Origin of the sequence: Hymenobacter chitinivorans DSM 11115 (genome assembly GCF_002797555.1) — a bacterium.
Taxonomy (GTDB): Bacteria; Bacteroidota; Bacteroidia; order Cytophagales; family Hymenobacteraceae; genus Hymenobacter; species Hymenobacter chitinivorans.
In genome coordinates this window covers 2,766,915-2,785,020 of record NZ_PGFA01000001.1, presented here as the reverse complement: position 1 = coordinate 2,785,020, position 18,106 = coordinate 2,766,915, and the positions used below count along the sequence as shown (strand labels likewise).

The 18,106-nt window shown below is 61.7% G+C and carries 16 protein-coding genes and 1 tRNA gene; 6 read left to right on the top strand and 11 right to left on the bottom strand.

Going from position 1 to position 18,106, the window contains the following annotated elements; translation table 11 throughout:
- Positions 1 to 59 precede the first annotated feature (59 nt).
- The 3 genes from CLV45_RS11740 to CLV45_RS11730 all read right to left on the bottom strand — a co-directional run bounded on the left by CLV45_RS11740 (position 60) and on the right by CLV45_RS11730 (position 2,154).
- Positions 60 to 665: a TetR/AcrR family transcriptional regulator gene (locus tag CLV45_RS11740; protein ID WP_100336538.1), complete on the bottom strand. Its 606-nt coding sequence runs from the start codon at positions 663 to 665 to the stop codon at positions 60 to 62.
- Positions 666 to 790: 125 nt separating this feature from the next.
- Positions 791 to 1,330: an MOSC domain-containing protein gene (locus CLV45_RS11735; RefSeq protein WP_100336537.1), complete on the bottom strand. Its 540-nt coding sequence runs from the start codon at positions 1,328 to 1,330 to the stop codon at positions 791 to 793.
- A 113-nt stretch (positions 1,331 to 1,443) separates the two neighbouring features.
- Positions 1,444 to 2,154 (bottom strand): VIT1/CCC1 transporter family protein, encoded by a 711-nt coding sequence (locus tag CLV45_RS11730; protein WP_100336536.1) that lies wholly within the window; start codon positions 2,152 to 2,154, stop codon positions 1,444 to 1,446.
- A gap of 177 nt (positions 2,155 to 2,331) precedes the next feature.
- Here CLV45_RS11730 and CLV45_RS11725 point away from each other — a divergent pair, with 177 nt between their 5' ends.
- On the top strand, positions 2,332 to 3,021 hold the full coding sequence (locus CLV45_RS11725; protein ID WP_100336535.1) for a Dps family protein: 690 nt from the start codon (positions 2,332 to 2,334) through the stop codon (positions 3,019 to 3,021).
- 63 nt (positions 3,022 to 3,084) lie between these two features.
- Here the strand turns inward: CLV45_RS11725 and CLV45_RS11720 are convergent, their stop codons facing one another.
- The gene (locus CLV45_RS11720) at positions 3,085 to 3,591 is read right to left on the bottom strand and encodes a low affinity iron permease family protein (protein WP_100336534.1); all 507 of its coding nucleotides are present in this window, start codon (positions 3,589 to 3,591) and stop codon (positions 3,085 to 3,087) included.
- Positions 3,592 to 3,951: 360 nt separating this feature from the next.
- On the opposite strand from CLV45_RS11720, the gene CLV45_RS11715 reads away from it, so the two are divergent.
- A tRNA-Leu gene (locus CLV45_RS11715) sits at positions 3,952 to 4,033 on the top strand.
- A 245-nt stretch (positions 4,034 to 4,278) separates the two neighbouring features.
- On the opposite strand, the gene CLV45_RS11710 is transcribed toward CLV45_RS11715, so the two are convergent.
- A complete protein-coding gene (locus CLV45_RS11710; protein WP_157807430.1) occupies positions 4,279 to 5,829 on the bottom strand; it encodes an NFACT RNA binding domain-containing protein in 1,551 nt (516 codons plus the stop codon).
- 157 nt (positions 5,830 to 5,986) lie between these two features.
- On the opposite strand from CLV45_RS11710, the gene CLV45_RS11705 reads away from it, so the two are divergent.
- The gene (locus CLV45_RS11705) at positions 5,987 to 6,466 is read left to right on the top strand and encodes a hypothetical protein (protein WP_157807429.1); all 480 of its coding nucleotides are present in this window, start codon (positions 5,987 to 5,989) and stop codon (positions 6,464 to 6,466) included.
- A 108-nt stretch (positions 6,467 to 6,574) separates the two neighbouring features.
- Here the strand turns inward: CLV45_RS11705 and CLV45_RS11700 are convergent, their stop codons facing one another.
- The 3 genes from CLV45_RS11700 to CLV45_RS11690 form a co-directional block, all read right to left on the bottom strand.
- Positions 6,575 to 7,354, bottom strand: coding sequence for an MBL fold metallo-hydrolase (locus tag CLV45_RS11700; RefSeq protein WP_170061843.1), 780 nt, complete (start codon positions 7,352 to 7,354; stop codon positions 6,575 to 6,577).
- Between the two features lie 108 nt (positions 7,355 to 7,462).
- Complete coding sequence (locus tag CLV45_RS11695; RefSeq protein WP_100336530.1) at positions 7,463 to 7,840, bottom strand: response regulator; 378 nt, start codon at positions 7,838 to 7,840, stop codon at positions 7,463 to 7,465.
- A 59-nt stretch (positions 7,841 to 7,899) separates the two neighbouring features.
- Positions 7,900 to 12,027, bottom strand: coding sequence for a PAS domain S-box protein (locus CLV45_RS11690; RefSeq protein WP_100336529.1), 4,128 nt, complete (start codon positions 12,025 to 12,027; stop codon positions 7,900 to 7,902).
- A 145-nt stretch (positions 12,028 to 12,172) separates the two neighbouring features.
- Between CLV45_RS11690 and CLV45_RS11685 the strand changes: the two genes are divergently transcribed.
- Together CLV45_RS11685 and miaA are read left to right on the top strand one after the other, a co-directional pair.
- A complete protein-coding gene (locus CLV45_RS11685) occupies positions 12,173 to 13,300 on the top strand; it encodes a glycosyltransferase (protein ID WP_100336528.1) in 1,128 nt (375 codons plus the stop codon).
- A complete protein-coding gene (miaA, locus tag CLV45_RS11680) occupies positions 13,297 to 14,199 on the top strand; it encodes a tRNA (adenosine(37)-N6)-dimethylallyltransferase MiaA (RefSeq protein WP_100336527.1) in 903 nt (300 codons plus the stop codon). The genes CLV45_RS11685 and miaA overlap by 4 nt, the downstream gene beginning before the upstream one ends.
- Before the next feature lie 267 nt (positions 14,200 to 14,466).
- Here the strand turns inward: miaA and pfkA are convergent, their stop codons facing one another.
- A complete protein-coding gene (pfkA, locus tag CLV45_RS11675) occupies positions 14,467 to 15,438 on the bottom strand; it encodes a 6-phosphofructokinase (protein ID WP_100337022.1) in 972 nt (323 codons plus the stop codon).
- Positions 15,439 to 15,688: 250 nt separating this feature from the next.
- Here pfkA and CLV45_RS11670 point away from each other — a divergent pair, with 250 nt between their 5' ends.
- The gene (locus CLV45_RS11670) at positions 15,689 to 16,147 is read left to right on the top strand and encodes a tellurite resistance TerB family protein (RefSeq protein WP_100336526.1); all 459 of its coding nucleotides are present in this window, start codon (positions 15,689 to 15,691) and stop codon (positions 16,145 to 16,147) included.
- Between the two features lie 91 nt (positions 16,148 to 16,238).
- On the opposite strand, the gene CLV45_RS11665 is transcribed toward CLV45_RS11670, so the two are convergent.
- Both CLV45_RS11665 and CLV45_RS11660 read right to left on the bottom strand, forming a co-directional pair.
- Positions 16,239 to 17,438, bottom strand: a complete 1,200-nt coding sequence (locus CLV45_RS11665) for an aspartate aminotransferase family protein (protein ID WP_100336525.1) — start codon at positions 17,436 to 17,438, stop codon at positions 16,239 to 16,241.
- A 149-nt stretch (positions 17,439 to 17,587) separates the two neighbouring features.
- Positions 17,588 to 18,091: a periplasmic heavy metal sensor gene (locus CLV45_RS11660; RefSeq protein WP_100336524.1), complete on the bottom strand. Its 504-nt coding sequence runs from the start codon at positions 18,089 to 18,091 to the stop codon at positions 17,588 to 17,590.
- Between the last annotated feature and the right edge of the window lie 15 nt (positions 18,092 to 18,106).

Genomic DNA, 18,106 nt, shown 5'->3' with positions numbered 1-18,106 from the left:
GTTGTCAGTTGTCAGTTGTTTGTTTTCTGTCCTAACAACTGACAACGAACAACTACCATCTACTTCCGCAGGCCGTTGAGCAGCAGCGTCAGGGTGTAGGTCATTTTCTCCTGCACCGGGCCGTAGTCTACCTCGTGGGCAAAGCGGGTGCGGGAGCGTTGCACGGCCTCGTGCTTCAGGCCGTCGGCCACGGCCAGCAGGGCGTCGGCGGCGCGCTCGGGCTGTAGCTTCAGAAACTCCCGGTCGGCGACGCCCTCCCGCAGCAGCTCGCCGAGAAAGGCCAGCTCCTGCTCGCGCACGGCCTGGTACACGTCGTCGAACATGGGCTCCAGGCGCTGCAGGCTCTCGATGCTGAGCTGGTGCAGATTCAGCACCAGCCGGTAATAGTCGAGGCGGCCGGTGAGGTAGGCTAGGATTTTGTCGGTGGCCCGGGTCAGGGGCTGCACCTGCTCTTGCAAGGCGCTCAGGTAGCGCTCCGCCTCGCGCAGCACCACCTGAATGAAGAGGTCTTCCTTGTTTTTGTAGTAGTAATACAGCGAAGCCTTGTTGAGCCGGGCCGCGTCGCCGATGTCCTGCAGGGTGGTTTTGTCGTAGCCGAACCGGCTGAAGCATTGGGCCGCCGCCTGCAGAATCTGATTACGCTTGTCGTCCCGTTTTTCTGTCATGATGCGACAAAAGTAAGCTGACTATTTATTGTTTCAAACAAAAAGTAAAAACGTTTGAAAATTCGAAAAGTTGGTTTGCCGTTGCTTAGGGCCAGCTTTTATTCAGTTAGCCGTAAATCGTTTGCTTACTGGTCGGCGGCCGGCGCTTCGGCGGGCAGCACCAGCACGGCGTCGCCCACGCGTAGTAGGCCGCCCCGGATGATGCGGGCCGTGAGGCCGCCGTGGCCCCGCATGGCGTTATAGCCGCCGGGTCCCAGCTCTTCCTCCATGCGGGAGCAGGGGTGGCACTCGCCGGTGATTTCGAGGATAACTTCCTCCCCGAACTGCACCCGCCGGTTTTTCAGGGCCAGCAAATTCAGGCCGCTGACGACCAGATTGCGGCGTAGGCGGCCGGGGTCTACGGGCGTCGGCTGACCCAAAAAGCCCGCCACGGCCATCAGGTGCTCGTGCTGCACCAGCGTCACTTGCCGCTTGCCGCCGGTTTTCACCCGGGCATGGTCGCCCTGCAGGCGGGCATCGGTGAGCACCTCCACTTCGGGCACACTCACCAGCGGCTCGCGGCGCACCGGCCGGATACCAATCCATTCCACCCGGCCCTGCTGGGGCAGGGTGGCCAGCATTTGCGCAATTTTCGATTTATCGTCGCCGAAGAAAGGGAAGGCCATGGCAGGGAAGGTTAGGGACCGAAATGAATAGTGCTACGGCTAGCCGCCGGCCGCCGGCGAAAAAACGGCCCCGGCCGTACTAAAATTCTGCCGGCCGAGGGCGGAAAGCTAATTTACTCACTAAACTGCCGGGCCACGAAAAAAGCCGCCCCGGCGGCCAATGCTCCGATGCCGGCCATCTTCAGGGCCCCGGTGAGGGGCGGCTGCCCGGTGAGCCGGCTTTTCAGGTAGCCAAACAGCAGCAAACAGACCAGGGTAATAACGGCCGACCACAGCAGGCCCTCGGTGGGCGTCGCCGTAAAAAAGTAGGCACTCAGCGGGATGAGGCCCCCGGCGGCGTAGGCCAGGCTGATGGTGGCGGCGCTTTTGGGCGCCTGCCGCGGGTCGGGCTTCTCCAGGCCCAGCTCGTACTTCATCATGAACTTTACCCACTGCTCGGGGTCGGCGGTGAGTTCCCGCACGGCCAGCTCCCGGGTGGTTTCCGACAAGCCGATTTCGGCCAGCAGGTCGCGCACTTCGGCCCGCTCCACCTCGGGCACTTCCCGCACTTCCCGGTACTCGCGGGCCAGCTCGGCCGCGTAGTGGTCTACCTCGGTGCGGCCGGCCAGGTAGCCGCCCAGGCCCATGGCAATGGAGCCGGCCACGATTTCGGCCAGCCCGGCCGTAATCACCAGCGCCGACGACTGCACGGCCCCGCTCAGGCCCGCGGCCAGGGCAAAGGGCACGGTCAGCCCGTCGGAGAGGCCAATGACGATGTCCTGCAGCATGGCCGAGCTGGTCAGGTGGTCTTCGGGGTGGGGGTGGGGGTGAACGTGCGACGCCATAGAAATAAAGAGCTGTAGTAACCGGATACCGGGCTGAAGGTAAGCCTGGATTTGGGTCCGCAGCTACGGTTGAGCCTGGAAGCGGCAACAAAACCCCGAACCTAGCGCGGCAGCACTCGTAAAGCCTTGCAGCGGCTGCCTCGGCGGCCAATCATTTTTCCGCTACTCTACCTACTAATGGCTACTACCAACACCACCAAGAAGCCCGCTGCCACCAAGGCCGCGGCCCCCAAGAAATCTGCCGCCTCCGCCGATGGCGTTGCTGCTGGCAAAGCCGCTGGCAACGGCCAAGCCGGCCCCAGCGTGCAGCCTATTCTCAACCAGCAGTTTCATGCCCCGGCGCCCCTGCAAAAGTACGGTACCGTGTCGCAGCGCCTGCCGATTGGGCTCGATGAAAAAACCCGCGAGCAAAGCGTAGCCAACCTCAACCAGATGTTGGCTGATACTATTACCCTGCGCGACCTCTACAAGAAACACCATTGGCAGGTGGTAGGCCCCACGTTCTACCAGCTGCACCTGCTCTACGATAAGCACTACGAGGAGCAGAGCGTGCTGGTGGATACCATTGCCGAGCGTATCCAGATTCTGGGTGGCGTGGCCGTGGCTATGGCCCACGACGTAGCCGAGCTAGCCAGCATCCCGCGCCCGCCCCGTGACCGGGAAGAGGCTCCCATTCAGGTCTCGCGCCTGCTGGAAGCCCACCAGATTATCCTCAAAAACTGTCACGATTTTGCCCAGCAGGCGGATGAGAGCGGCGACGACGGCACCAATGATTTGTTGATCAGCGAAGTGTTGCGCGCCAACGAAATGCAGGTCTGGTTCGTGTCCGAGCACGTGGTGGATACGCCCCTGGCCCGCGCCGAATAATACGAGGCTCCGCCTTCAGCAAAAAGCCCCGGTACCGTTGCGGTACCGGGGCTTTTTCGTGCCCTAGCCGTGGTGGGCCACGGCCTTCTTGCTGTGGTGGGCCTCCACCTTTTCCTGGTGGTTTTCCTCGGCTTCTTCCACCGTGTGGGTTCGGCCCAGGTCGTTTTCCTTCTGGGCCTTTTCGGCCAGCAGGCAGTAGTACTGGTGCAGAATGTTGATTTCGTCCTCCGTAAAGTCCTGGGAGTTGATCAGGCGGTTGCTGGCGCCCTTGGTGGCGGCAATCAGCTCGTTGAGTTTCAGGTGCAGCACCAGGGAATCCTTGTTCTGGGCCCGCTGAATGAGAAATACCATCAGGAAGGTAATGATGGTGGTACCCGTGTTGATGACCAGCTGCCAGGTCTCGGAGTACTGGAACAGCGGCCCGGTGAGGGCCCAGAGCAGCACCAGCCCCAGGGCCAGGCAAAAGGCCAGGGTGGTGCCCGAAAACTTGGTGATGCGCTCGGCGAGGTGAGCAAAGAAAGCAGCCGTGTTACTCGTTGGCTTTACCAACGCTTCCCGGGTCTGATCCATAAAGTAGTGCGCGTGAGGAGGTGAGGAAAAAGGGCCGCAGAATCTGATCTGTGGCGGCCCGCCCGGTTGCCCGGGCTAAAGTTCAGCTGTCGGGCATGAACCGCAAATGAACCGCGGCTACGAAGCTCAGCCGTTCGGGGCCGCTTTGCAAAGAGCGTGCAAATTTTTTTTGACTCCTTGTATCCTGATTACTAGTTCGTCAGCGGCTGTGAGGGCCGCTTGACACGCCTTTTTCGCAGAAAAAACCTGTTTCCACTTGCGCCGTTTGGGTCAACCAACTACTTTTGTCCCCACTTCGCCGCCTCAGCGAAGTCAGCCGCTTCCGAGTTGCTGCTGCGAGTACCGCTTTTTTTACCCTCTGCGCACGTGGTGAAACTGGTAGACACGCCATCTTGAGGGGGTGGTGCCTTCGGGTGTGGGAGTTCGAATCTCCCCGCGCGCACAACGCCAACCGGCCGGTTCCTTTTCCAGGAGCCGGCCGGTTTTGTTTTGGGAGCTATTCTGGAGCAGGCAGTGAGTTTGGAGCTGCAGCTAAGATGGGAGGTAGCTGTTTTCGGTGCAAATCCAGTCGTTCCGGGCTTTTTCTGCCAGCGTCAGTCTGGAAACTGACCTCGTGCGCGAGGCTGGAAGTCCGCCGCCTGCAGCGGCTGAAGACTTCCGCCAGATGGGCGACCTACGCCCGGTACGTTAGCCGTTGCGCTCAAACGGGTTGGCGGGCACCACCAGCACCACCCGTTCCCGCTCCACCACTACCTGTCCGGCCACGGCACCCTTGCGCTTGCGCACAAATTTCTTGGGCGTCACCGTCACGGGACAGAGGGAGTCGTTTTTGCGGCGCGAATACCAGGCCGCCAGCTGTGCCGCCCGCTCGATTACCGGCTCGGGTGTGGGCTGCCCGGGTTTCTGCTTTATCACCACGTGGGAACCCGTCACATCCTTGGCGTGCAGCCACAGGTCGTCCTTGTGGGCGTAGCGCTGGGTGAGCAGGTCGTTGTTCTGGGCGTTGCGGCCCACCAGAATGGTATAGCCACCGTCGGAAAACACCTTGAAGGGCAGCTCCGCCGCTTCCTGGGCCTTGGTGGCGGGCAGCAACTCGTGGGTTTTGCGCCAGGTGCGCAACGTGCGCAGGTCGGCAATGGCGGCCAGCTCCTCGAGACGCTCCAGGCACCAGAGGGCCTCCGTTTCGCGCCGCTCGATGCGTTCCTGCAGCTGCTCGGTTTCAATCTTCTGATTTTTGGCTTTGCGGTACAGGTTCTGGGCTGTGCGCTGGGGCGTTTCCGTCGATTTAAGCTTGATGGTGCGCAGCTGGTTATCCTGGTAAAAATCCTCGACTTCCACCTGCGCCGCCCCGGCCGGAATGTTGGTCAAATTGGCCATAATCAGGTCGGCCGTTTGCCGGTAGCCGGCCGTGTGCTCCAGGGCGTAGAGCCGGGTGCGGGCCTGGCTGGCGCTGACGGTAGCTTCCTCGGCCCGCTTCTCCAGCTCCTGCCGCACCTGGCGCAGCTCGGTTTCGTAGGCCCGGCGGCCCAGGATGAGCGGCACAAACAGGCGCAGGGCTGCTACCGGGTCGGGCGGTAGGGTTTGCTCTACGTCGCCCACCGGCAGCAGCGTCAACCGGGTTTTACCCTCCACGGCCGTCAGGTAGAAGTGCGGCGGGTTTTCGAGCAGGGCCACCACGTCCTGCACCATGCGGAGCCGGGTGGGCAGGTCGGCCGCGTCGTAGCCGTGGGCACGCAGGTAGCGGGGCGGCACGTCGCCCAGGCCCGGGTAGCTGCGCAGCGGATTGAGCAGGTCGGGGAGGGGCTCGGGCGCGGGCGTCAGGTCGGCATCGGCCAGGTAGCGCTGGTGAAACAACTCGGCCGGAGCTTGCGGGTTCGGACGGAACACGGCGTTGGGCCGGGGGCCAAACAGCTTGAATAGCAGCGTGGCCCCGCCTCGGAAGTGCAGGCGCAGCACCCGGTCGTGGGAAAACACGCTCACCGCCTCCACCACCTGCCCCAGCAAGCCGGGCAGTAGGTCCACGGAATTGGCCCGGGCCCGGTGAAAGGTTTCGGGTAGGGCCAGGGCCGGAAACGTCGCCGACAGCTGGGCCTTGAGCCAGAACTCGGCTTCGCCCTTGGTCAGGCCAATGACCAGCTCGTCTTTTTCCTGGGAAAAGCAGCTGGCTACCGCAAAGCCGGCCAGCTGCTGGGCCAGGGCGGGAGCCAGCTGGCGCAGGAAATAATAATTGTTGTGCATGGGAAAAATAAAAGCGGCCCCGGTGCCGCTATGCAAGGTAAAGCCAAATACTACGAAGGCCGCATGCAACCATTGGCCCGGGGATTCGCTCACCCTCCCGAGCCTGCGTGCGGGCTGCTCCTACTCATTACCCCTCCCTGTTGCTATTGCTTGCCTGATGAAATCTACTGTACTCGTATTGGCCCTGGCACTGGGCTTGGGCGCCTGCCAGAAATCCACCGTCGACCCGCAGCTGCCAGCGCCGGACTTCGCCGTCGACTTTGACAAGGACTTTGCCCTGCACTATCGGCAGCAGGCTTTTCTGCCCGGCACCGGCAGCCGGGAGCTTACCATTCAGCTTGAGGACCTAAATACGACGTACTGCCCCGAGGGCTTGCAGTGCGCCGTGGGGCCTTCGGCCTGGCCCGTGCTGGCCATTACCGATGCGCAGGGCCAAAGCCAGCAGCTGCGCCTGCCCGACGGCCCGCAGCGCTCCGCCCTCGGCGCCTGGCTCGACACGACCAGCATTCGGGCCAACGGCCGCCGCTACCTGCTGACCTATACCGTGTGGGACATCGACAAACAGCCGGAAAAAGGCAAAATGCCCGCTCTACAGGATTGGGCGCTGTGGTTCAACGTAACCAAAACGCCCCGGTAAGGTCAACCGCCGCGGCCTAAAGCCACTTACTAAAAGTCCAGGCGTATCGGGACTGGCCCGCGGCCGGCTAGGGCGGCGGGGGAGGGGTGGCGTGTTGCTCCAGCAATGTTATTGCTCGTCCTGCAGTTCCACCTGCAGTCCGTCGTAGGCCAGGCGGATAAAGCTGGGTAGCGTGGCTTCTACCTCGCGGTGCTTGCCCAGTTGGTGCCCGATGTGGGTGATGTAGCCCACGCGTGGGGCCAGATCGGTGAGAATGTCTACCGCCTCGGGCAGAGAGTAGTGCGAAATGTGCTCCTCGTGGCGCAGGGCGTTGAGCACGATGATTTCCGAGCCCCGCACCCGCTCCAAGGATTCCGGTGAGAGGTAGTTGGCGTCGGTGATGTAGGTGAAGTTGCCGATGCGGAAGCCCAGCACGGGCAGCTTGTAGTGCAGGGCCCGGATGGGGTGCACTTCCACGCCTTCCACCCGGAAGCTTTCCGTGTCGCTCAGAATCGGGATGGTCTGCACCTTGGGCACGCCGGGGTACTTGTGCTCGGCAAAAATGTAGGCGTACTCGCGCCGCAGCTGGTCCAGTACCCGGGGCTCGGCGTACACGGGCATGTCCTGCTGCTGCTTAAAGTTGTAGGCCCGGATGTCGTCCATGCCGGCCGTGTGGTCCTTGTGCTCGTGGGTAAATACCAGCGCGTCCAGATGGTCGATGCGGGCCCGCAGCACCTGCTGGCGAAAGTCGGGCCCCGAGTCGATAATCAGGCTCTTGCCCTGGGTTTGCACGTGCACCGACACGCGCAGGCGCTTGTCGCGGTAGTCTACCGAGGTGCACACCGGGCAGTGGCACCCAATCATGGGCACCCCCTGCGACGTCCCCGTGCCGAGAAAAGTAACTTGCACTTTGGTTGAATGATGAATGGTGAATGCTGAATTATGAAGTAACCGTTAGCCGGAAGCGGAGTAGCGTTTTCAATTCATAATTCAGCATTCACCATTCAAAATTACGCCTTACCCAACGTACTGCTTTACCACGCGCACCAGGGCGTCGAAGTCGAGGGGCTTGGGCAGGTAGTCCGTCACGCCGGCCTCGCGGAACTGCTCCATGGAGTAGTTGTTGGCGTTGCCGGTGATGGCAATAATCGGAATCTGGGCGATGCGCGGGTCGGCGTTGCGCCGGATTTCGCGGGTGCACTCCATGCCGTCCTTCACCGGAATGTTGATGTCCATCAGCACGCAGTCGATGGGCTGGGACTCAACTTGCTTGATAACTTCCCCGCCGTTCTTGGCCGATACAATTTTATATTTCTGGAGCTCCAGAATTTTTTTGGTCAGGTTCAAAATAACAGAGCTGTCCTCTGCTATCAGGATGGTTTTAGAATCAGCCATGGAGAAGAATGTTTAGGGTCGGAGGAGAAAGGAAGGTCAGTCAGAAGGTTCTACGGGAACTACGGGCCCTGGGTAACAGCCGGATACGAATGCACAAAGGCCGTAAAGTGCCGCATAATAGTGCGAAAATCTTGTTCTACGTGGTCAAGATGCCCTTTTTTTAGGTCATGTTCCAAGCTTTTCACGCATTCGGCCAGCTCATTGATGCCCAAGGTGAAGCCCGTGCCCTTGAGTTGGTGCAAATGGGGCAGGATCTGCGCGTACTGGTGCTGATCCACTAACTGCTGAGCTTCACTGAGCAGCTGCCCGGCTTCCTGCTCGAAGTCGCTGTAGAGCTGGGCGGCAAACTCGGCCCCGCCCAGCTCCCGCAGCTGCTTGACTACTTCGGGGTCAATGAAGGTGGTTTGGGCCGGTTCGGCCAGGGCCTCGCCCACCGGGGTGTAGGGCGCGACGGGCTCCGTCACGTCGGGCGTGGGCGGTGTTTCGGGGGCCGCGCTCAGGTGCAGGGCCGCCATCCGCTCGGCCGCCCCGGTCCAGCGCAGCAGCACGGTGTAGAGGTCCTGCGACTTGACGGGCTTGGAGATGTAGTCGTCCATGCCCTGCTGCACAAACCGCTCGGCGTCTTCCTTCATCGAGTAGGCCGTCATGGCCACGATGGGCGGGCAGCTGCGGCCCAGGCGCTGCCGGATTTCGTGCATGGCCGTGATGCCGTCCATTTCGGGCATCTGAATGTCCATGAAAATCAGCTCGTACTCGCCGGTGGGCGCGGTAGCTTTGCTGATGGCCTCAAACCCGTCGTTGGCCACGTCGATCTGGCAGCCCAGCTTGTCGAGCAGGCGCACGGCCACTTTCTGGTTGATGGGGTTATCGTCGACCAAGAGTACCCGCGGAGCCGTTTCCAGGCGCATGATTTCGTGGCTCCGGTCGCGGGAGGCCACGCGCTCCTGCACGATTTCCTCCTCGTTGTAGGCCACCCGGCAGCGCATCGTAAACCAGAAGGTCGAGCCGTCGTCGGTGTTGGAAATCATGCCGATTTCGCCGCCCAGCAGCTCGGCCAGTTGCTTGCTGATGGCCAGGCCCAGCCCCGTGCCCCCGAAGGCCTTGGTGGGCGTGGTGTCGAGCTGGGTGAAGTTGGTGAAGAGCAGCTTGGCGTTCGAGGGCGAAATACCGATGCCCGAGTCCTGCACGGCAAAGCGCAGCGTGTGCTCCACCCCATCGGTGCTTACCGACGAGACGATGATGCTCACCGTACCGGCCGAGGTGAACTTGATGGCGTTGGACGTCAGGTTCGACAGAATCTGCAGCACCCGGGTTTCGTCGGTGATGATGAAGCGCGGGGTATGGGGCGTGATGTGGTAGGTGAACTTGAGCTTTTTCTGGTTGGCGCGGTTGGCAAACAGTGAGTGAATCTTGTCCAGGGTGTAGTACAAATCGATGCCCGACTCGTTGAGCTGCAGCTTGCCGGCCTGAATCTTGGACAGGTCCAGAATGTCGTTCAGAATGGCCAGCAGCGCATCCGACGACTTCCGCAACGTGTCCACGTACTCTTCCTGCTCCTCGGAGGCCACCGTCTGGTGCAGCAAATCAATCATGCCGATGATGCCGTTCATGGGCGTGCGCAGCTCGTGGCTCATGTTGGCCAAGAACTGGGTTTTGGCTTCCAGGGCCGTTTCGGCTTCCTCTTTGGCCCGGCGCAAGTCGTCCTGCATCTGCTTGAACTCGGTGATGTCGCGCCCGATGCCTTCGGTGCCGGCCGGCCCGTCGTTCACTTGCCGCGCATTCACTAGCACGCTCACCGAGTGGCCATCCTTGTGGCGCATGTCAATCTCGATGTTGCGGGCCTCGCCGTAGTTCTGAATGCTGTTCAGCAGCTCGTCGCGCTGCTCGGGCCGCACGTAGTAGTCCATGATGGGCGTGCCGATGACCTCCTCGGGCTTGTAGCCCAGCATGTCGTACACCGAGGGGCTGAGCAGGGTGAGCACGCCCTTGCCGTCGGTGCGGTAGTACACGTCCTGGAACGACTCGAAGATGGCCCGGAACTTCTCTTCCTGGGCGGCCAGCTCCAGCTGGGAGCGTTTCTTGTCGGTAATGTCGTGGGCCATGCCCGAAATTTCCTCGAACGTACCATCGTCGAGGTAAATCGGGTTGAGGTAGATTTCGCGCCAGGTATCCTGCCCGCGGGAGTCGCGCAGGCGCACCTCGAAGCGCTGGGGCTGGCCCTGAAACGCGCGCCGGTAGTTCTCAATAAAAGCCTCGCGGGCGTCTTCCTCCATCATACCCAGGTCGGCCTGCCAGAGGTTCACGTTCAGCGACGGATACACCCCGTTGCGGCGCAGGAAGTAGGCCGAGTAATTGCGGTTGAACGAGGTCAGGCGGGAGTGCATGTCCACGGACCACATCAAATGGGAGCCGCTCTCGAAAATGGCGTTCAGGCGGGCGTTCTGCTTGTTGATCTGAACCTCGTTGCGCTTGCGCTCAATGGCCAGGGCCACCTGGTTGGAAATGAAGTGCAGAATCTCGATGTCGGCCGCGGCGTAGGCGTCGGCCTTGTGGTAGTCCTGCACGGCAATGACGCCGATAATCCGCTCGCCGATGCTCAGCGGCGAGCAGAGCATCACTTCCGGCATCAGCCCGTAGGCCGTAATCGTGCCGTTGGCAATGAGCTCCTGCAGCTCGGCCTTGAGCATAAACATGGGCCGCCCGGTGCGGATGATGTATTCCGACACGCCCGACGAAAACGGCCGCGACACCAGCCCCTGCTCGCCCTGAATGTTCTGGTCGACGAAGTAGCTGAACTGCAGCTGGGTGCGGGCGTCGTCGCAGAGGGCAATGTAGAAGTTATTGGTTTCGATGATCTTGCTCAGCTCCCGGTGAATGGCCCCGTAGAGTGACTGTAAGTCCTTGGAGCTGATGGCCAGGTTGGCAATGCTGTAGTAGACCTTCTGCAGGCGCTCGGCCTTGATACGGTCCGTAATATCGTGCAGAATGGCGCGGGTGCTCACCGGCTCGTCGTCCTGCCAGGAGCAGCTGATGGAGCCAATCAGGTGAATCGGCTTGCCGGTCTTGGTCAGGAATACCGTTTCGAGCTTGTTGACTTTCTCGCCCTTATACAGGTTACGCAGCTGGTAGAGCAGCTTGGCCTTGTAGTAGGGGTGCACCACGTCGCCGAGCGTCATCTGCGACAGGTCTTCGTCGCTGAAGCCAAGCTTTTCCTTCCAGGCCTTGTTCACGAACAAAAACCGGTTGTCGATGCTCAGGTTCTGAATCAGGTCGTGGGCGTTGTCGAGAAAGTCCTGCAGGCGGTGACGGTTGTCGGTAAGGGCCCGGGCCGCCACGTGCCGGTCGGTGTAGTCGCGGCCCACCACGAAGATGCCGGTCACCTGGCCCTGCAGGTCGCGCGAAAACTCGGCGTGCCAGTACACCATGCGCGTCTGCCCCGATTTGGTCACAATGACCCGCTCGTAGAATTCCTGGAGCTGCTCGGTGGCAATGCAGGTCAGAAAGTTCTGGCGCATCCGCTCCTGGTCGGCGGCCGGGCAGAAGGTTTCGTGAAAACTCCGGCCAATAACTTCGGACCGGGAGTATTCGGTGTAGTGCAGAAAATGGTCGTTCACGTCGACCACGGCGGCCTGCCGGTCCACGGCTACGTAGCTCAGATTGGTGCGGCTAAGCAGGTCGCGCAGCTGAGCCTGCGACAGATCCAGGGCCTGCTGCCGGGTGATGAGGTCGGCTGCAGAAAGGGCTGGGGCGGGTGTTTCCACCGCCTCGCGCAGGGTCAGCTGCACGCGCACGCCGCCCTCGGGCGAGCTTACCCGGTGCAGGGTCGCTAGGGCTTCTACGGTTGTCGCATCGGGCCGCTGGCCAGTCCAGCGCCGGGCGCCGCGGCTGCCCGTGTGCGCTACTTCCCGCACGGCGGCTCGCAGCTCGGCCGCCGACTGCCAGGCCTCGGCCCCGGCTGCCGCGTGGGGGGCGGCAAAGGCCATCAGGCCCGTGGTCAGCAGCTCGGGCCGGGTGGTGCCGAGCAGGCGCAGGGCCGTCTGGTTGCAATCGACCAGCCCGCCCTGCTCGTCGTAGAGCAGGATGGCGTCGTAGGCTTCCTCAAACAGGACGCGGTAAAAATCAGCCGCCGGGGCCGGAGGCGTCCCCAGGGCTGCAGCGTCAGCCGGTGATACAGGAGTAGTCGACATCGGGTAGAATAGGTGGTCGGCGGGGAGCTTGGTCTACGTCCTTTGACCAGTACGCGAGTTTTAACTTCTTAAATTTGTCAAAAATATCCCAGATAGCGCGTTTCGGCGGCAGATTCCTCCGCGCCACCCGCCGCCACCCGCCCGTATGCGCACTCTTATCTTCACCGTTACCACCGATTTAAACTACGACCAGCGCATGCAACGAATTTGCGGCAGCCTGGTTTGCCGCGGCTACGACGTGCTGCTGGTGGGGCGGCAGTGGCCCACTTCCCGGCCCCTGACGGAGCAGCCCTACCGGCAGCACCGGCTGCGGTGCTGGCTGAATAAAGGCAAGCTGTTCTACCTCGAATTCAACCTGCGCCTGCTGGTCTACCTGCTCGGGCAGCAAGCAGCGGCTTGGTGCGCCATTGATTTAGACACCGCCCTGCCCGTGTGGCTGCGGGCCCGGCTCGGCGGGCAGCCCTTCGTGTACGACGCCCACGAGTTGTTTACGGAGGTGCCCGAAGTGGTGGCCCGGCCGGCCGTGCAGCGCCTGTGGCGGGCCGTGGAGCGCTTCATCGTGCCCCGCGCCACGCTGGCCTACACCGTGGGCCCGGCCCTGGCCCGGGTATTCGAGCAACGCTACCACCGGCCCTTCGAAGTGGTGCGCAACATCAGCCGCCTGACTCCGGCGGAGCTGCCGCCGGCTCCCGCGGCCGCGCCCACTGATGGCTACATTCTCTACCAGGGCGCTCTGAATGCCGGCCGGGGCCTGGAAGCCCTGCTCGACGCCATGCCCCAGGTGGCGGGCCGGCTGGTGCTGTGCGGGGAAGGCGACTTATCCGCGGCCCTGCGGGAGCGGGCCGCCACCCTGGGCCTGCTCGATTCCGGGAAGGTTGACTTCCGCGGCTTCGTGCTGCCGGCCGAGCTGCACGAAATTACCAGCCAAGCCACGGTAGGCATTATGCTGCTCGAAAACCAGGGCCTGAGCTATTACTATTCCCTGGCCAATAAATTCTTCGACTACCTGCACGCCGGTATTCCGCAGCTGATTGTGGATTTTCCCGAGTACCGCCACCTCAACGAGCAGTACGAAGTGGCCGAAGTCGTGGAACTCACGCCCGCCTCCATTGCCGGGGCCCTCAACCAGCTGCTGCACCACAATCCCGGCCGCTACCACGCCCTGGCCCAGAACTGCCGCCGCGCCCGCCAGCAGTTCAACTGGCAGCGTGAGGAAGAGCACCTCGGGGCGCTGTATCAGGCCCTGTGGGCCGCCCAACCTGTTTCTGTATGAATCTACTACCCGGCCTGGCGCCACTTCATCCTACTTTGCTGGTCATTTCGGGCCCCACGGCCGTGGGCAAAACGGCGCTGTGCGTGGAGCTGGCCCGGCACTACCACACCGACATTATTTCGGCCGACTCGCGGCAGTTTTTCCGGGAGCTGAGCATCGGGACGGCTAAGCCCACGGCGGCCGAAATGCAGGGTGTAACGCACCACTTTATCGACTCCCACAGTATTACCGAGGACTACAACGCCGGCCGCTTCGAGGCCGACTGCCTGGCTCTGCTCGACGAGCTGTTTCAGAAGCATAAAGTGGTAATTCTGACCGGCGGCTCGGGGCTGTATCTGCAGGCCGTAACCGAAGGGTTGGACGAAATGCCCCGGGCTGACCTCGCCGTGCGGGCCGCCCTGCAGCAGGAGCTGGCCGAGCACGGGTTGGAGCCTTTGGTGGCCGAGCTTCAGCGCCTCGACCCGGTAACCTACGCCCGCATCGACCGGCAAAACCACCAGCGGGTGGTGCGGGCTCTGGAAGTGACGCGCAGCACGGGCCAGCCGTTTTCCAGCTTCCACACCCCGAAAGTAACCAAAGAGCGGCCATTTCAGACCGTCAAAATTGCCCTCAACCGGGACCGGGAGGAGCTCTACCAGCGCATCGACCAGCGGGTAGACCAGATGCTGGCCCAGGGCCTGCTGGCCGAGGCCACGGCGCTGCTCCCGTACCGCCACCACAACGCCCTGCAAACGGTGGGCTACCAGGAAATCTTCGGCTACCTCGACGGCCTCTACGACTGGCCCGAAGCCGTGCGCCTGCTCAAGCGCAACACCCGCCACTACGCCAAACGCCAGCTCACCTGGCTCCGCCGCGACCCGCAGTATCAGTGGCTGCACCCGGAGGCAGTGAAGTGGTGAGATGGTGAACTAGTGAGTTTTTGTTCTGACAGCGCGAGAGGTCGTTTTTCCTCCTGAGGCGTAACCGGAGGACCTTCCTCAGCTGAGTGAGTAGCTTGATTCAACACAAAAAAGCCCTTTGCCGATTGCGCGGTAAAGGGCCTTTTCGTGTTGAGGCAAGCGGTACTGGGATAGGGGAGGAAGGTCCTTCGCTCTGCTATGCGCCGCGCAGGATGACAGCCGTTAAAAAACGTTAGAACGACAACTCACCAGTTCACTATTTCACCGCTACACCGAGAGAATCTCGACCATGCGCATGAAGGTTTGGTTGATGAGCTTCTTTTTGTGAATTGTGTCGGAGAAGGGAGTGTAAACCAGCTTGCGGTCCACGATGCCGGCCATGACGTTGCGCATGCCGTTCATGAGGCCCTCCACGGCGGCAATACCGATTTGGGAGCCCAGCAGGCGGTCGGCGGCGGTGGGGGAGCCCCCGCGCTGCACGTGCCCGATGATGGTCACGCGGGTGTCGAGCTCGGGAATGGCGGCCTTCACCTGCTTGGCTACCGAGTGGGAGTTGCCTTCCTCGTCGCCCTCGGCCACTACCACGATAAACGAGGTTTTGGAGCGTTTCCAGCCCGCCTGCAGCGTTTCAATCACGGCTTCGGTCGACATCTGGGTTTCGGGAATCATCACGATTTCGGCCCCGCCCCCGATGGCGCAGGGAATGGCAATGTAACCCGAGTCGCGGCCCATTACCTCGATAAAGAAGCAGCGGTCGTGGGAGTCGGCCGTATCCCGGATTTTGTCAATGGCTTCGAGGGCCGTGTTCACGGCCGTGTCGTAGCCGATGGTGTAATCGGTGCCGTAAAGGTCGTTGTCGATGGTGCCCGGGGCGCCCACGGTCGGGATGCCGAACTCCTGCTCGAAGATGGTGGCGCCGGTAAACGTGCCGTTGCCGCCGATGGCCACCAGGCCGTCGATGCCGTTGTTGACGAGCTGGTCGAAGGCCTGCTGCCGGCCTTCCTTGGTCATGAATTTCTGGCTGCGGGCCGACTTAAGAATCGTGCCGCCCTTCTGCACGGTGTTGGCCACGGAGGCCGAGTCGAGCTTGACGAATTCGCCTTTAATCATGCCGCTGTAGCCGCGCATGATGCCATAGACCTCAATGCCGTGGTACACGGCCGTGCGCACCACGGCCCGGATGCAGGCGTTCATACCCGGCGAGTCGCCGCCGCTGGTGAAAACTGCAATACGTTTCATCATAATTCAGGTAATCGGAACTGCCCAGTGCGGGCGGGGCAAAGGTGATAAATCCAAATTGAAAACAAAGCCTTTGCCGGCAGGAAAGGCAAAAAAACAACGCAGATTACGGCTGTGGTCTGGCTGTTTTTTTTGCAGTTGCGTATTGCAACAAAGCCCCTTGCCGACTATCTTAACAGCCCCGTTGCCGGTTTTGGGCAGCGCCGCCGGCCCAGTTCTTTTCCTTCACCGTTACTTAAGCAACGCCCCTATGTTTGGCCTTTTCGAAAACGAGCAAACCAAGAAAGTGAAGAGTCACCTCATGAATCTGGCGGCCCTGGCCAAAGCCGACGGCCACATTGACGAGCGGGAAATGAACTTCATCGTGGCGGTGGGCAAAAAGAACGGCATGCGGGCGGATGACGTGCGTTCCATCGTAGCCAACTCGGGCGCGGTAAACCTGGTGCTACCCGACAACGACTCGGAGCGGTTCGACCAGATTTTCGACCTGGTGGACATGATGCTGGCCGACGGCATCGTGGATGACCACGAAATGGACTTCTGCATCGGGATGGCCGAAAAGCTGGGCTTCCGCAAGGCCATTGTGGGCGTGCTGGTGCGCAAAATCTCCATCGGCGTCAAGGATGGCCTGCCCCGGGAGCAAATCAAAACCGAGTCGGAATCCTTCCTCAACTACAACGGCACTCATCCCAAAGGCAGCGGCTTGTAGGAGGTTAGTTGTCAGTTGTTAGTTGTCTGTTGTTAGGCCGGAAGGCCAACAATGCGAGCAATAGAACGACCTGATAACTAACAACCAGCAACTAATTACGGACAACTATTGCTTCAATAGCCCGCAGCAGGGCCGCGCAGCCTTCCTCGATTTCAGTTTCGGAAATGGTTAGGGGCGGGGCAATGCGCAGGGAATTGTCGCAGAACAGGAACCAGTCGGTCAGGATGCCTTCGTGCGCCAGAGCATGGTCGATAATGGGTTTGAGCACGGCGAAAGAGTCAAATTCCACGGCCATCAGCAGGCCGTGGCCCCGCACCTGCCGGATGGCCGGGTGCTGCAGAAGCCGCCGAAACAGGGCGGCTTTTTCGTGGACGCCCGCCAGCAGATGTTCTTCCTGAATAACCCGCAGCGTAGCCAGTGAAGCCGCGCACGACACCGGGTGGCCCCCAAACGTGGTGCAGTGCCCCAGAATCGGGTTGGTCTTGAAACCGGCCATAATTTCCTGCGACGAAATAAAGGCCCCGATGGGCATGCCGCCGCCCATGCCCTTGGCACAGACCAGAATATCGGGCTCCACCCCAAACTGCTCGAAGGCCCAGAACGAGCCAGTACGCCCGAAGCCGCACTGAATTTCGTCGAGAATGAGCAGGGCCCCGACCTGCTGGCAGCGCTGCCGCAGCGCGGGCAAATAGCCCGGCGCCGGCACTCGCACCCCAGCCTCGCCCTGCACCGTCTCAACGACTACGGCGGCGGTGTGCTCAGTAATCAGCGCCAGGTCGGCCAGGTCGTTGAAATGGATGTGGCGCACGTCGGGCAGCAGGGGGCGGTAGCTGTTCTTGAAGCCCTCGGAGCCGGTGATGGACAACGCGCCGTGCGTGGAGCCGTGGTAGGCATTGTGGCAGGAAATCAGCTCGGTGCGGCCGGTGTGGCGCTTGGCCAGCTTCAGGGCGCCCTCAATGGCCTCGGCCCCGGAATTGGTGAAGTACACGCTGTCGAGGTGCGCGGGCAGGGTTTGGTGCAGGGCGTAGGCTAGCTCGGCCGGCGGAGCCTGCACCAGTTCGCCGTACACCATCAGGTGCAGGTATTTATCGAGCTGGTTTTGAATGGCCTGCAGCACGCGCGGGTGGCGGTGGCCCACGTTGCTGACCCCGATGCCCGAAATCAAATCCAGGATGCGGCGGCCGGCCGTGTCGTACATGTACACGCCCTCGGCCCGCTCAATTTCGAGCAGGAGCGGAAAGTCGGACGTTTGGGCCTGGTGGCGCAGAAACAGCTGGCGCGGAGTAAGCATGGTAAGTCAGATTGAGCCCGCAAAGATAGCAGGGGCGCGTGGCAAGCGCCCGCCGGAATCATCCTCGTCCGGCCTCTTACAACCACCGAAAACCAAAACAGGCTGCACTAGGCAGCCTGTTTGATGCAATAGAGAGTGCGGAAAAAAAGCTAGTTGTCCTCGGGTGGACTGGCAAACTGCCCCGCGCCCCCGGCCGCGCCGCCGCGCCGGTCGGCCACGCGCTTGAGTACTTCCTTGGTGAAGTCGCGCTCGGCAATGAAGAGCTTGCCCACCTGGCGGATGGTCAGCACCTTCTGGAATTTATCGAAGTATTCCTTTTCCAGGTTTACCTCACTCTGGCGCAACGCCAGGGCCTGGGTCAGGTTGTCCTTGATTTGCTGGTCGGAGAGGCCATCGGGGTTTTCGGTGCGTAGCTGCCGCATGCGGCGGGCCACGTCGCGGCGCTTGTCCGAAAACTCGTTGTAGAGCGGCCAGAAGCGCTGGGCCTGGTCCTGGGTCAGGGAAATCTTGTCGGTCAGGTAGGCAATTTTGGCGTTTTCCAGCTGACTCAGGCGGCCACCCGGGCCCTGACGACGGCCACCCTGGGCCAGGCTCGGCGCGTGCAAAACCAGGAGCAGAAGCACGGCCAGGGCGCCGCGGAGAAGATATTTCATGGGAGAGAAGGACAA

Coding starts and splice junctions, on each gene's coding strand:
- CLV45_RS11740 (WP_100336538.1), bottom strand. CDS start 665: ATGACAGAAAAACGGGACGACAAGCGTAATCAGATTCTGCAGGCGGCG.
- CLV45_RS11735 (WP_100336537.1), bottom strand. CDS start 1,330: ATGGCCTTCCCTTTCTTCGGCGACGATAAATCGAAAATTGCGCAAATG.
- CLV45_RS11730 (WP_100336536.1), bottom strand. CDS start 2,154: ATGGCGTCGCACGTTCACCCCCACCCCCACCCCGAAGACCACCTGACC.
- CLV45_RS11725 (WP_100336535.1), top strand. CDS start 2,332: ATGGCTACTACCAACACCACCAAGAAGCCCGCTGCCACCAAGGCCGCG.
- CLV45_RS11720 (WP_100336534.1), bottom strand. CDS start 3,591: ATGGATCAGACCCGGGAAGCGTTGGTAAAGCCAACGAGTAACACGGCT.
- CLV45_RS11710 (WP_157807430.1), bottom strand. CDS start 5,829: ATGCACAACAATTATTATTTCCTGCGCCAGCTGGCTCCCGCCCTGGCC.
- CLV45_RS11705 (WP_157807429.1), top strand. CDS start 5,987: ATGAAATCTACTGTACTCGTATTGGCCCTGGCACTGGGCTTGGGCGCC.
- CLV45_RS11695 (WP_100336530.1), bottom strand. CDS start 7,840: ATGGCTGATTCTAAAACCATCCTGATAGCAGAGGACAGCTCTGTTATT.
- CLV45_RS11690 (WP_100336529.1), bottom strand. CDS start 12,027: ATGTCGACTACTCCTGTATCACCGGCTGACGCTGCAGCCCTGGGGACG.
- CLV45_RS11685 (WP_100336528.1), top strand. CDS start 12,173: ATGCGCACTCTTATCTTCACCGTTACCACCGATTTAAACTACGACCAG.
- miaA (WP_100336527.1), top strand. CDS start 13,297: ATGAATCTACTACCCGGCCTGGCGCCACTTCATCCTACTTTGCTGGTC.
- pfkA (WP_100337022.1), bottom strand. CDS start 15,438: ATGAAACGTATTGCAGTTTTCACCAGCGGCGGCGACTCGCCGGGTATG.
- CLV45_RS11670 (WP_100336526.1), top strand. CDS start 15,689: ATGTTTGGCCTTTTCGAAAACGAGCAAACCAAGAAAGTGAAGAGTCAC.
- CLV45_RS11665 (WP_100336525.1), bottom strand. CDS start 17,438: ATGCTTACTCCGCGCCAGCTGTTTCTGCGCCACCAGGCCCAAACGTCC.
- CLV45_RS11660 (WP_100336524.1), bottom strand. CDS start 18,091: ATGAAATATCTTCTCCGCGGCGCCCTGGCCGTGCTTCTGCTCCTGGTT.